The sequence below is a fragment of the Paenibacillus etheri genome, from assembly GCF_001012825.1.
In the GTDB taxonomy this organism is placed as follows: domain Bacteria; phylum Bacillota; class Bacilli; order Paenibacillales; family Paenibacillaceae; genus Paenibacillus_AQ; species Paenibacillus_AQ etheri.
On record NZ_LCZJ02000016.1, the window covers coordinates 260,584 to 273,204 of the forward strand.

General features: G+C 40.5%; 11 protein-coding genes. 8 read left to right on the forward strand and 3 right to left on the reverse strand.

Translation table 11 applies throughout. The features are described from left to right. Positions 1–100: 100 nt before the first annotated feature. The 6 genes from UQ64_RS04905 to UQ64_RS04930 all read left to right on the forward strand — a co-directional run bounded on the left by UQ64_RS04905 (position 101) and on the right by UQ64_RS04930 (position 6,957). Positions 101–979 (forward strand): LysR family transcriptional regulator, encoded by an 879-nt coding sequence (locus UQ64_RS04905; protein ID WP_060622400.1) that lies wholly within the window; start codon positions 101–103, stop codon positions 977–979. Positions 980–1,025: 46 nt separating this feature from the next. Continuing rightward, positions 1,026–2,267, forward strand: coding sequence for a molybdopterin-dependent oxidoreductase (locus UQ64_RS04910; RefSeq protein WP_060622377.1), 1,242 nt, complete (start codon positions 1,026–1,028; stop codon positions 2,265–2,267). Between the two features lie 222 nt (positions 2,268–2,489). After that, positions 2,490–3,242 (forward strand): hypothetical protein, encoded by a 753-nt coding sequence (locus tag UQ64_RS04915; RefSeq protein ID WP_342447572.1) that lies wholly within the window; start codon positions 2,490–2,492, stop codon positions 3,240–3,242. Positions 3,243–3,255: 13 nt separating this feature from the next. After that, positions 3,256–4,944, forward strand: coding sequence for a vWA domain-containing protein (locus UQ64_RS04920; RefSeq protein WP_060622379.1), 1,689 nt, complete (start codon positions 3,256–3,258; stop codon positions 4,942–4,944). 24 nt (positions 4,945–4,968) lie between these two features. Further along, positions 4,969–6,108, forward strand: a complete 1,140-nt coding sequence (locus UQ64_RS04925; protein WP_060622380.1) for a toxic anion resistance protein — start codon at positions 4,969–4,971, stop codon at positions 6,106–6,108. Positions 6,109–6,234: 126 nt separating this feature from the next. Next, entirely contained in the window at positions 6,235–6,957 is a 723-nt protein-coding gene (locus UQ64_RS04930; RefSeq protein ID WP_060622381.1) for a sensor domain-containing protein, read from the forward strand. An 89-nt stretch (positions 6,958–7,046) separates the two neighbouring features. Here the strand turns inward: UQ64_RS04930 and UQ64_RS04935 are convergent, their stop codons facing one another. After that, complete coding sequence (locus tag UQ64_RS04935) at positions 7,047–7,835, reverse strand: tyrosine-protein phosphatase (protein ID WP_060622382.1); 789 nt, start codon at positions 7,833–7,835, stop codon at positions 7,047–7,049. 84 nt (positions 7,836–7,919) lie between these two features. Then, a complete protein-coding gene (locus UQ64_RS04940; RefSeq protein WP_060622383.1) occupies positions 7,920–9,017 on the reverse strand; it encodes a serine hydrolase domain-containing protein in 1,098 nt (365 codons plus the stop codon). A 217-nt stretch (positions 9,018–9,234) separates the two neighbouring features. Here UQ64_RS04940 and UQ64_RS04945 point away from each other — a divergent pair, with 217 nt between their 5' ends. Further along, the gene (locus tag UQ64_RS04945) at positions 9,235–10,143 is read left to right on the forward strand and encodes a VanZ family protein (protein ID WP_060622384.1); all 909 of its coding nucleotides are present in this window, start codon (positions 9,235–9,237) and stop codon (positions 10,141–10,143) included. Between the two features lie 376 nt (positions 10,144–10,519). Beyond that, the gene (locus UQ64_RS04950; protein ID WP_060622385.1) at positions 10,520–11,911 is read left to right on the forward strand and encodes an alpha/beta hydrolase; all 1,392 of its coding nucleotides are present in this window, start codon (positions 10,520–10,522) and stop codon (positions 11,909–11,911) included. A 45-nt stretch (positions 11,912–11,956) separates the two neighbouring features. Here UQ64_RS04950 and UQ64_RS04955 read toward each other — a convergent pair whose 3' ends face one another. Beyond that, entirely contained in the window at positions 11,957–12,313 is a 357-nt protein-coding gene (locus UQ64_RS04955; protein ID WP_082650982.1) for an SDR family oxidoreductase, read from the reverse strand. Positions 12,314–12,621: the final 308 nt, after the last annotated feature.

Here is a 12,621-nt window from a genome sequence, read left to right on the forward strand (position 1 = left end):
AAGCTTGTGATTGGCTACAGGTCTAAGTATAATGCTAGATAGAACATTAGAAAAATTGATATATGTAATATCTATTATAAGGTGAGGTAATGACTTGGGGATGGACATCAACTTGGAATGGTATCGTTCTTTTTACTGGGTAGCACAAACTGGCAGCTTAACTGCGGCAGCAGAAAGGCTGAATATCACACAACCAGCGGTGAGTCACACAATTAAGCAATTGGAAGAAAAGATGCGCGGACCCTTATTTTTTCGAACCTCTAGAGGGGTGGATCTAACGACAGAAGGCAAGGTACTGCTGCGATTTATTGAGCAAGCCTTTCAGAATGTGGAGATGGGTGAGCGAGCGATTGCTGAAATGAACAACTTAAATAGCGGGGAGATTCATATCGGTGCTAGTGATACCCTCTGCAAATATTACTTGTTGACTTATCTCGAGCAATATCACGAACAATACCCCAATGTCCGTATTCATATTACGAATCGAACAACACCGGAGACACTTGCGCTCCTAAAAGAAGGAAAAATCGATTTCGGCATCGTTAGCTTACCGGCATCTGACAAACAGATTGAATTTCGCAAGAGTACACGGCTCCAAGATTGCCTTGTAGGTGGCAAAGGATTCCGTCATTTGGCGGATAAGACAATGCCGCTTTCAGAGATCAAGCAGTACCCATTGTTGTTCCTAGAGCCGGGAGGCAGCACAAGAAAGTATATAGACGGGTTTCTTGCTTCCAATCATGTGACGATAACACCAGAGTTTGAATTAGGCAGTGTAGATCTTCTTGTTCAGTTCGCTTTGCGTGGCTTTGGTCTTGCTTTTGTTATTCGGGATTATGTAACGGAAGAATTAAAAAGTGGGGAACTTGTAGAAATCCCTTTAGATCCGCCGTTTCCAGAGCGTAATATAGGGATAGCGACTCTTCGAGGGGTTCCGCTCTCTGCGGCATCTAAGTCCTTTCTAACCTTATTGGACTAAAACATAATCAGGTGCAGGATCATACACATGAGGAGGAGGCTAAGCTATGAGTGGTATGCTTGGTCGGCTACGCAAGGGATACGGGAAAAAGCTGCGGTCACTTCACACCTGGAACGGCTGGATCGTCGTGATATTGACCTTGACGGGGCTCGTGTTAGTAGGCGGTTTCTGGCGAGGTTTCCTTGGTGAAGGCAGGGTATGGATTAAAGGCTTGCATATTGTGGTAGGTATAGCATCTATCCTTCCTGTTGTATATTATCTTCTGTTGGCAAATAAACATTGGAAACAGCTGAAGGAGAAACCTTGGCAGCGTTTCAATGTACTTGTCGTGCTCATCTTGTTATTCGGTTGGTTCGTTTCGGGAGTATTGCTATGGCAGTTCCGTAGGGTTGGTCCGCAAGTATCTAACCTTGCATTGGTCGTTCACGATGTACTGACATGGGTAGGTTTGCCTTACATTATCTATCACTCACTGACTCGCGTGAAATGGTTGAAGGATCCGAATCGTCGGACTATCAAGAGCGGGAGCGAGGGGAGTACCAATTCTACCTCTCAGGCTACTCCGCAGCCGGTCTATACACGTAGGGCGTTTATTCGTGGGACGATCGGTGTAGGGCTTGCCCTTACAATCGGTCCCTCATTTGTAAAGTGGCTAGGTAGCTCGATTGGAAACATCGGCGGCAGTGAAACGATCGATAAATTAATCGAGAATAATCGCAATCAGCTATTGCCTGCACCGCAGCCACTGGCGGCATCTTCACCGCCTCTTGGAGGGGGGGCACAGGGTCAGTTCCGTGTCTATACAGTAACCCCTATTCCGGAGTTCACGAACGATAGTTGGTCCTTTAAGGTAGATGGACTTGTTGATCAGAGCTTTACGTGGAATTGGGAGCAATTCGTTCAATTGCAACGGACGGTTCAAGTGAGTGATTTTCACTGCGTAACAGGTTGGTCTGTCTACAAGAACACCTGGGAAGGCATCAAACTAAAGGATCTTCTACAACAGGCTGGGGTGAAGTCCACAGCAAAAACGGTGAAATTTTACTCTGGGGATGGTGTATATACAGATACCCTTACGCTGGAGCAGGCGGATATGGACGATGTTATGGTCGCGGTTATGCATGATGGAAAACCGATTCCGAGCGACCTCGGTGGACCGGTTCGGCTAATTGTCCCCAAAATGTTCGCTTACAAATCAGTGAAGTGGCTGAACCGGATTGAACTGATCGAGGGAGAGCATACAGGATATTGGGAGCAACGTGGATATTCGAATGACGCTTGGGTGTAGTTGTAATAGAGTTGTTTTCAACCTTAATGGGCTTTATGCCTGCTAAGGTTTTTTTTGTGATTAAGGACGTAATCAAAGAAATACTTCCATATAATAAAGTGGACCAGTAAGGGGTTTGGAATAATCTGCGGAAAAATTGTAATTTTGTAATAAAAAGGAGTTGCGTTGTTTTCTGATAAAATAAAGCAAATGATGGAAAAAGTTACCGGATCGGTTAGGGAGGTGTTTATTTTGAACGGTACGAGATCCGTAAGGCTATTAGGGCTTATAGTTGGCGTGGTGTTACTGAATATTATGGTTTTGTCACCAGGGTTACTAGGGGTCGAAATTGGGGGAGTAAGCGTTCTAGAGACTTCCTTTGGCGTGACATTAGTAGTGATCAGTCTTCTTGTTGTCCTTTATGGAAGTTATAATTTGTTGTTTAAAGCTTCGGTGGTTCCACCTGTAAAAGAGATAAAGACACATGAGGATTATATAGCAGCGCTCACGCAATACAGAAATATAAAGGTGCTGAAAAAGGATATTACACTGGCTTTGGATCAACTAGCCCGGCTGGAGAAGAAGAAAAATACTCTAGTAGATGTCCTTAGCCAGCGATTTGAGCAATCGGAGTTAAGCTTCAAAAAGTTTGGTGCGGTCAGTTATGAAGTGGAGAAGCTCTTCTATCTGAATATTCGAGGAATACTTAATAAGTTAAGTGTTTTTGACGCTTCGGAATTCTCCCTTTTTGCCAGTCAGCAGAGACCTGCGCAATTCTCGGATAAATTGGTGCAGAAAAAAACAGCGCTATACAATGAATACTTGGCTTATGTAACAGGTTATCTCGGTGCAAACGAAGAGATATTGCTGAAGTTAGATCAATTGCTACTCGAAATATCACTATTAGACAGCACGAATTATAAAGATGTTGAAGATATGCCTTGTATGAAGGAGATCGATGAATTGATCAAACAGACGAAATTCTATAAGCAATGAAAGGAAGATGCGAATGGCTAGGAAAGGGAGAACATTTTTAGTACTCGGGATTATAACAGTGGTTGTTTTTGCTCTTGTATACTTTGGGATCACCTTAACATCTAATCTTGGTAAAACGACTAGTGAGGTCTCATCTGAAGATGCAGGCAAACAACTGGATAAACTGTATAAAAAAATCAAAGTAAACACCGCGGAACAGGTCAAAGGACAAATCGACCTCGATCCTGTAGCGATTGGCGATTCTTTGCCGGATATTTCTAAATTTCCTGTATCAGTGACCAATACAACGGATAGCTTTGTCGAAATCTTTTCATCCACAGAAAAATCTGGAACGGGTAATGATGGATGGCTCAACGAAGTGGCCACAGAATTCAATAAGTCTAATATAGAGGTGAACGGAATACCTGCATCGGTTAAGATTCGCAATATTGCTTCAGGTACAGCGACGGATTACATAAGGTCTGGTAAATATATACCAGATGCTTTCACACCATCCAATGAGTTGTGGGGCGAGATGGTAAAAGCGAACGGCATCAACACGCAGCTAATAACTAATCGTCTTATTGGCAATGTAGCCGGTATGGTTACGAATAAAACGAAATATGATGAGTTAGTCGATAAGTACGGTTCTTTAAACGTCAAGACGATTACCGACGCGATAGCAAATAATGAATTATCTATGGGCTATACAGATCCTTTTGCCAGCTCAACAGGTCTGAATTTTCTTGTGACTGCACTTGGGACGTTTGACAGCTCTGATTTGCTTGGAGAACAAGCGGTTCAGGGCTTTGAGAAATTCCAAGCGAATGTACCTTTTATCGCGTCGACGACTTTACAAATGCGTGATGCGGCTAAAACTGGAAAGCTGGATGCTTTTGTCTTAGAGTACCAAATTTACGCAAATGCCCCCGAATTGAAGAGTAGCTATGTATTTACTCCTTTTGGTGTAAGGCATGACAGCCCCCTTTACGCAATAGGTGATCTACCCCAAGAGAAGGTGGACATTATTAAGAAATTCGCGGAGTTTGTTGAACAGGATAAGTATCAGCAATTGGGTGAGGAAAAAGGTTTTAATGGACTGAATGATTATCATTCGGAGGTTAATCCAGTGGATGGCAGTCTTTTATCCTCGGCGCAAAAGCTTTGGAAGGAGAAGAAAAACGGCAATAAACCCATAGCGGCAGTATTTGTAGCTGATGTTTCAGGTAGCATGAATGGTGAGCCTTTAAATCGCTTAAAGCAATCATTATTAACGGGACAGAAGTACTTGGGCAAGGATAATAGTATTGGTTTTGTTTCCTACTCCGACAACGTTACGATAAACCTTCCTGTTGGTAAGTACGACACGAATCAGCAGTCGATGTTTGTTGGGGCGATAGATAGTCTTCAGGCGAATGGGGGGACAGCGACTTTTGATGGAATTGTGGTGGCACTCAAAATGCTTCAAGATGAAATGAAGATAAACCCGGAAATCAAACCTTTGATCTTTGTGTTGAGCGATGGGGAGACGAATGAAGGTCATTCCCTGAATGATATCAGGGGCTTGATTGAAACCTACAAAATCCCGATTTACACCATTGGCTATAACGCGAATATTAAAGCATTGGAGAGCATTTCAAGCATTAATGAAGCGGCGAACATCAATGCGGATACAGACGACGTAGTCTATAAAATCGGTAATCTGCTCAATGTCCAAATGTAAGTTAAACTTGTTAGGAGGGGTTCTATGTCATTTACGATGGAAGTGGTCAGCCCGGAGAAATTGAAATCAGCGATTGAAGCTCAGGTTAAACCTGAGCCAGCGGAAGTAATGCAGCTGAAGGAAATGGCGATAACTAATGTGTCAACGATCTTGGAGCTGGATTTAGAATCCTTAGATAAACGAAAAGAAGTGCTGCAATCCATAGACAGCTTCGGGATGAACACTATGAGATCATCTTCAGACAAGAACTCTCTTTTGCAAGTTTCTGTAGGGAATTTATCGAAAACAGGGGATGAAGGTGGGCAAGTAGCTAAGGGGTTAACGGAACTGAACCTCCAGTTGAAAGATTTAGACCCAAGCGCTGTGGATTTTGCTAAAAGTGGTCTTCTAGGGAAGTTCTTTAACCCATTGCGGAGTTATTTTGCGAAGTATCAAAAAGCAGATGCTGTAATCTCAGATATTATCATTTCTTTAGATAAAGGCAAAACCGTATTGAAAAATGATAACACTACGTTAGAGTTCGAGCAGCAATCGCTTAGAGAGCTCACTAAAAAACTGCAGAAAGAGATTCAGCTAGGAATGCTGATGGATCAGGAGATCGAGGCTCAACTAGAAGCAGCTAAGCTTCGCAATGAGTCCGAAGAAAGGGTAAAGTTCATAACGGAGGAAGTATTGTTTCCTCTGCGGCAGCGTGTGATGGATCTGCAACAGATGCTGGTAGTGAATCAGCAGGGAATTATGGCGATTGAAGTGGTCATACGAAATAATAAAGAGCTAATCAGAGGGGTAGACAGAGCTAGAAATGTTACGGTTTCTGCCTTGAAGATCTCCGTTACAGTGGCCAGTGCTCTCTATAATCAACGGATCGTTCTGAAAAAGATTGAACTCCTAAATCAAACGACCAACACACTAATAAGCGGTACCTCAAAAATGTTGAAAGATCAAGGGGCAGCAATCCATAAGCAATCTCTAGAATCTAGCATTTCAGTAGATACATTAAAACAGGCATTCACCGATGTGCTATCCGCTTTAGATTCAATAAGTACGTATAAGCAGGAAGCTCTTCCTAAAATGCGTGAAACCATTAACCAATTCAGAGAGCTGGCAGATAGCGGAGAACAGCAGATCGTGCGGCTGGAGAAGGGGAATAGGCTGGGCTTGTAGCTGCTATCAGTCTAAACCCATCCTAGCCTTTAGTCTGGTAAGACTCCGGTCCTAAGACTGTTTTGAGCCTTCTCTTTACCACGTATAATGAGATTAATTGAAAACGTGAGAGGAAGGACATAAGAAATGAACGATAAGTTGTATACAATGCCGATCGGAGCGTTAGATTCCATGCAGATTCCCGTAGAATCGAAATCACAAGCTAAACCCGGCAAACGTCGAACGAGTCCCAAGACCTATCGGAGTATTTTGTATTTTATAATCTCTTTACCGATTACGATTGTATATTTCGTGTTTATGGTGACAGGGTTAGCGTTATCCATTGGGTTAACACCCATTTTCATCGGTATTCCCTTATTTTTCGCAGTAGCCAAAGGATTGGATTACATCGTACAATTTGAGCAAGAGTTAGTAAGATCATTGCTGGATATTCCTAGACCGAGTGAAGAGCGTAGAACGGATATGAAGCAAGAGGGAGCGGGCTTCCTGCAACGAATGAAGTTAGGTTTTGATGGTGCAAAGTTTGCACGTAACATCATGCTGATTATGGGACGATTCGTATCAAGCATAATCTTCTTTTCACTAACGATAACCGTGGTAGCGGCTGCTCTGGGTCTGATTACGCTGCCTGTGCTCCATCAGATTTTCCTGCAAACGATGGATTTGAACATTTTGGAGAACAGTGTGTTTGCCTTATTTAATATCGACTGGACATTATCTCAGCAATATATATCTTATGTTGTAGCGGGACTCGTCGTTGCTGTGATCGCAACTTGGGTGATCAAGTCGTTGATGGATGTACAGCGTAGAATGTTGTTTGTATCCTACGAGGAAGAACGTCAGTATTAAATGGAAAAAAAGCGTAGCTCTTTGAGAGCTACGCTTTTTTTTCATTTTTATCTCTATTTGAATGAATTAGTTCATCGCTCAACAAGTTATTAAGCTTCTAAACAGTATGCTTGTAACTGCTTGCGCTTATCAGCTGTCATGCCGAATTCCTGTTCGAGGAAAGCCTCAACACTTTTATATCGCTCGTCGATGGCAGAGAAAATGGCTTCCATGAATTCTCGACGTAATATAAGCGCAGCCATAACAGTATCTACTTCCTTCGGTGATAGATGTTGTGAGGCTTGCTTTTTTATTTCTTCATTCATAGGACCAAGTGTCTGATTGGAGAGCAAATAGTCTTCTATAATCGTCTCTTTCGGAACTCCAAGTGCTAGGAAGATGAACGCCGATCCAACTCCAGTGCGATCTCTTCCACCGGCACAATGATGCAGGATACTGAATTCATCTGGAAGCATAATTGTTGCCATAAGTCGTTTAAAGGAAGGGTTATTAAATGCCATGTCCAAATACATATTAACTAAGAAGTCTGTCGTAAAATGTTCAAGAAATCCAGAACGAACCACATCTCTCATATCTCCGGGAACCTCTTGCTTTAGAGCAGGTACACAAATGTTTTTTACTCCTGGAATGACTGGATCTGGTTTTAAACGAACTTCTTCTATTCCTCGATAATCAAATATGGTCTTAATTCCAAGGGATTTAAAGAGTTTTATATCTTGATCGGTCATTCCTGTTAATTCGGCTGATCGAAAAAACAAACCGTATTTGACTCTACGACCATCTGAGGTGGCGTATCCGCCCATATCTCGGAAATTGAGGACGCCTTTAAAGGGGAGAACGCGATGCTTAGAATTTGTTGTTTCTAGTTTCTGGTTCATTTTCGTACCACCTTTGGTTGGTTATTGAATAGGCTATTCAAAAATGTAGAAAGGGTGTCGCTTACAAACTATATTCTTGAGTAGTTAACGAATAAAGTCATCTAACATTTTATTTAAATCTTCAGCAACCCAATTAATTTCACGATAGGAATCAAAATTACTCATGACGACGATTAAGTTCTTAGTCTCTGGATCTCTAAGAATTAAAGAGGAATATCCAAAAATATTTCCACCATGACCCACTAGATTAATTGGATCGTGATATACAAACCAACCATACGCGTAACTTAGTTTATTCTCTTCCAAGATAACCTTTGGGCTAAACATAATGTCAAGAGATTCCTTGGAGACTAATTTATCCGTGTAAAGAGCTTGATCCCATAAAAAGAGATCTTCAACCGTCGAATATAATGCACCTGCTGAGAATGGAACAGACATATCTATTTGATAGGAAGGATCACTATAATGTTGGATCGTACCTTCATACCCTTTAGCATGAGTATCCTCATTGTACTCATTTTTGTCATAACCAGAATTTTTCATGTGAAGCGGTTTGAAAATATTGTTGTTAATATAATCCGCATAAGATCCATTCGTTACTATTTCAATAATATATCCCAATAAAATATAGTTTGAATTACTATAGCTGAACTGTGTTCCTGGAGTGAAATCAAGAGATTTTTGTTTGAACGTATCAATGATATCTAATGGGGAGTTATATTTTTGGAAAACAGAAAAGACATTGTCAATTTGCAAATATTCTGGAATTCCTGAAGTGTGTGACAAGAGGTGGTGTAAGTTGATTATATTTCCTTGGGGATAATCGGGGATATATTTATCCAGAGTATCATTCACATTAACTAAACCTTGCTCTTGAAGTTTAAGAATGCTAAGTGCTGTAAATTGCTTGGACACTGAAGCTATTCTATAAATCGTGTTAGGCGTGTTGGGAATATCTTTTTCAAAATTGGCCATGCCGTAACCTTTGCTAATCCAAATGTCTCCTTTTTTAGCCATTAGAACAGAACCGTTAAATTTCTTTTCAGTAAGATATTTGTCTACCTGTGCATCTAAATCAGTATTTGTCTTTCTTGAAATGATGACTTCAGGCTCAGATGAGCAAGCAGAAAGTAAGTAAAGAGTTAGTAACATAATTCCAATCTTTTTCAAATGAACGATCATGAATAGAACTCCCATTCTTTTATTATTCTTTGAAAATTATGTACTTCGTAGTTTACTATTACGTTACTAATGACTTGAGGTTTCTATAAAAAATAAATGTTAGACGTATATAGGAATTAAAGAAATCTTAAGATTTCTTTAATGAATACCCCACTAAATAACCTTCCTAAGTTAGGTATAATGACGGATATCGATACTGTAGATGGGGGAGAAGGGCGTGAATACTAAGAAAGAAAGGCTGTTAAGTACTTTTGCATGGGTAATATTCATTGTGTATTTACTAGTACTTGTGAGGATAGTTTTGTTCAAAGATACGCAGATATATAATCTTTTTGTTATGATTGGGCATGGTCAGAGGGTCTTGAATATCATCCCATTTGCATCGACATTTGAAATGATGAGAACTATAGGGCTTTTACATAATCTTCAGAATATTGCTGGGAATTTAGCAGTGTTTTTTCCAATGGGAATATTTATACCTTTGTTAATGAATAAGGGATTTAAACAAACAGTCGTCATAGTGATTGGAATTAGCGTGAGTATTGAGGTAGTTCAGTACATTTTGGCTATTGGAATCAGCGATATCGACGATGTTATATTAAATACAGTAGGGGCCATCGTGGGTTGGTCCGTATTTCAATACATAAAGGGCAAAATAAAAAGAACGTTTATATTCAGAGTGGTTATCGTGGGGATGATGATCGTATTTGGATTCGTGGGTATCTTTGCTATTTTGGCGACAGAAACAAGGTTATTCCAGATCACTCCTAAAAAAGTAACAGTGACTAATCCTGAGTTGATAGACGGTTTGAATTATGGGAGCATTTATGTCACTGGAAAGCTTATAGGTTTCAATGCTCCCGAACTAACGATAGAGAAGGCTATACAGAATCAAAATCAGATAAGAGAGATAATTAAAATGGAGCTGGATCAGGAGACGAGAATAATACTTGAACATGTTGAGAGTACGTACTTTTTTGACATTATTACTACTGAAAAATACATGTATTCTTCATTAACCTATGACGAATTTCTCCCCGCAACCGAAAGCTTCAATCGAAATAATGTTACTATTTGGAGCGCAGATGGTAAGCGTGTTGGTACGATAATAATTATTAAGCCATGATAAAATAACGTAAGAGGCACCTGGAGTAAATAAGTGATCAAAGCTGCCGATTTTTTCAAAAAAAGAATTTCAACTCTTCTTCATTTTGATTATTTAGTGAACGGGCTGTCGATAGATTCGGACTCTAGAAATTGTTGAGCTTTCTCTAATTTATCTTATGAACGTCCGGCGATAATAACATATGCTCCTTGTTCCACAGCTTGTTTAGCAGTAGCGAGACCGATCCCTGCTCAACTATTGAGCATACATTAAATAAAGTAGAAAAAGTGTACTATTTCTAATAGGGAGTTCACTTGTGAAAAAATGTTCGTAATCCCATATAAAACCTGTATAATAGGTTGTGAAAACGTTTGAACAATAAATCAGGAGGGGTTCTATGCATTCAAGTGGAAGATTTAAATGGAGCTTTTGGGGACTTGTTGTATTAATTTTGTTAGCGCTTTCGGGATGTAGTAGGAAAGGAAATGTAAATGAAAATGTTGCTACATCACCAACCCCCAATCCAAAGATAAGCAATACTTCTCAGGCATCGGAGAGCCCAACCATTGAAGTTGCGGTAAAAGGTACTGTGCACATAGAAAATCTAGGTGAGCGGAGAATATTTGTTTATTTGCCTGCAGGGTATGAAACTGACAGTGGGCGATATCCTGTTGTGTATATGCACGATGGGCAGAATGTTTTCAACACAAATACCAGTTCTTTAGGCAAAGAATGGAGAGTTGAGGAGATTATTGATCAGCTCGTTGCTGATGGAACAATGGAGAAGGTTATCGTGATAGGAGTCGCCTCAAGTGATGGTTCAGAACGTGGAAAAGAGTATGTTCCATTTCCGGAGGTGTCTATTCCTACGGATGGAACGAGTGCAGACGAATTTACCCAATATTTTATCAATACAGTTATTCCCTATGTCGATGGTGCTTACCGGACCATTCCCGATCGGGATCACCGTATGATTATGGGATCGTCATTCGGTGCAATACAAGCGTTATGGATGGGTTATAAGCATCCTGAGGTATTTTCATCAATTGGGGTTTTATCTCCTACCACGATAGTAGGAAATGGTCTTCTATTTAGAACATTGGTGAGCGTGTCCGGAAAACCTGTAATGAAAATCTGGATCGACATGGGTGTTGCCGAAGGTATGCCTATCGATCCACTTCTGGATATATTGCAATCGAAGGGATTTGTACTTGGGAAAGACTTATTTTTTCAGATGGATCCTCTAGGTACACATGATGAGAAGTCCTGGAACAGACGTGTACATAGTCCGTTACTCATGTTCGCAGGGAAAGAGCCAGGACAACCGACAAAGCTTGAAATAAGTGACTATCTGAACTTATTCAGTCCAGATGCTGCCAATATTCGTCTGAATCCAGTAATAACGATGGATAATGGTATGGATTATACAGTATTTGAAGGTGTTGAATATCAAGTGCTTAATCCTGAAGTGGGGCAGGTAGATAAGACCGGTAGGGTGAGCTTCCTAAAGCCGGAATCATTGAATGTAAATGTTATCTTTGAAGGTGTCACCGTAGAGCATCAAGTAAACTATGAGTATTATGTAAAAGTGTTGAAATACTATCTGAAATCTATGGTAACAGAGGAGCAAGGGGATGGGATCCTAATCCACCTGAAGTCTTCCGCTGAAAAATTGAAAACAACAACGAAGTATTTCACACAACTGCTAGAATCCGCAGAAAATATGGGTATCTATAAAATTAAGGAAGTTCAGGAGGATTCGATACTTATAGTCTTTAATAAAAAGTGAAATTATTAAAAAAAGCCCAAAAGATATATGGGCTTTTTTTGTTTCTTAGCGCAAAATAAATCCCCCATCCGGAAATAAGGTATTTCCTGTTGTATACTTATTAGTCATCAAATAAATCGTTGTATGTGTTGCTTCGTCGGCATGTCCTACCCTGCCAAGGATATTCATATTCGTATATTCATCGTAAGACTTGTCTCTAGTTTCTTGTTCTGCTCCTACCCAATTAAAGTTGGTATGAATGGTGCCTGGGGAGATGACATTTACCCGAATCGGAGCTAACTCTAGCATGTGTATCGGCGCTGGCTTATTTACGTTACCTTCGGCACATTGTATTCGGTTTTTCGCATACAATTGGCTTATTACGTTACCGTCGGCACATTGTATTCGGTTTTTCGCATACATTTGGCTTATTTACGTTACCTTCGGCACATTGTATTCGGTTTTTCGCATACAATTGGCTTATTACGTTACCGTCGGCACATTGTATTCGGTTTTTCACATACAATTGGCTTATTACGTTACCGTCGGCACATTGTATTCGGTTTTTCGCATACATTTGGCTCGTTTACGTTACCGTCGGCACATTGTATTCGGTTTTTCGCATACAATTGGCTCCTTTACGTTACTGCGGCACATTGTATTCGGTTTTTCACATACAATTGGCTTATTTACGTTACCGTCGGCACATTGTATTTGGTTTTTCGCATACA